This window comes from Mycobacterium sp., assembly GCF_008709575.1.
Classification (GTDB): Bacteria; Actinomycetota; Actinomycetes; order Mycobacteriales; family Mycobacteriaceae; genus Mycobacterium.
Genome location: NZ_VYIK01000195.1, coordinates 1 through 1,034, shown reverse-complemented (window position 1 = coordinate 1,034; position 1,034 = coordinate 1). Strand labels below are relative to the sequence as shown.

At 64.3% G+C, this 1,034-nt stretch carries 1 protein-coding gene; it reads right to left on the bottom strand.

Annotated features, from left to right (window positions below; translation table 11 throughout):
- Positions 1 to 105 precede the first annotated feature (105 nt).
- On the bottom strand, positions 106 to 1,034 hold a 929-nt coding region (locus F6Q13_RS17815; protein WP_293059397.1), incomplete at its 5' end, for a hypothetical protein.

Here is a 1,034-nt window from a genome sequence, read left to right as displayed (position 1 = left end):
GGCCAACCCAGCCGGGTCGTCACCGGAGCCCCGCTGCAGGCGCTCGCCGGCTAACCTCGATTCCCGGTGCGGTAATCGTATTGAGGTTTTCGGCCGGTCGGCAGTTTATCGGGGTGGGAAGGTGAACTGTAGGGTTCGGTTGTTCCACCAGGGGATCGGGGTCTTGAGGTCGGCGTAGCCGGCGTCGATGAGTTGGGGGTGGTGGCTGCGTAGGCGCAGCGCGCAGGTGACGCCGTTGTCGGTGATGTGTAGGGTGCCGTCGTCGTCGAGGAAGTGACGCCAGATGGTGTCGGGGGTGGCGGTTTCGTAGCGGGTGAGGTTGCGGGCGAAGAGGCGGTAGAGGTTGCCGGCGATGACGGTAAGCGTGGTGTCGAGGTCGACGTTGAGCGGCACCCCGGAAGATAATGCGTCGAGGTGGAAGCCGGAAATGTAGGCGTCGAGTTCGTTTTCGATGCTCATCCGTTCGGCGTAGCGGGCGAACAGGTCCTTGCCCGCGGTGGTGAGGTCGTTGGTGATGAGCAGGGTGGGCTCGTCGCGGCCGATGTTGCGTACGGCGATCTGGCGGACCTTGGCGGCGAGGCCTTTGAGGGTGATCATGTCTTCGTGCAGTTGCGGGCGGCGGTGGCGGCCGGGTCGGGTGATGGTGACGGTCTTCCATCGGTTGGCGGGAAGTGCTTGGAGGCGTTCGATTTCGGTTTTGCCACGTTTGCGTAGGGTGAGCCAGCCGATGCCGCGGTCGGTGAGTTCGCCCAGCACGGTGTAGGTGGTCAGCTGCGAATCGAACACCAGTAGGCCGGGGTCTTCGCCGGTGGCGGCATGCCAATAGTCGGCGAAGGCGAGGATTTCGCGGGCCTGTTCGGTTTTGGTGAGTTCGGCGTTGGCGTAGACCATCTCGGTGGAGGCGTGGTCTTGGGCGAAGAAGGTGAGCACGGCGCGGGTGCGTTGGGAGCGGCGCGGTACGTAGTGTTTCTCCAGTACGGTGTCGGCGCCGTGGTGGCGGATGGCGTGGAAGTCGAGGTTGAATCCCTCTGTCC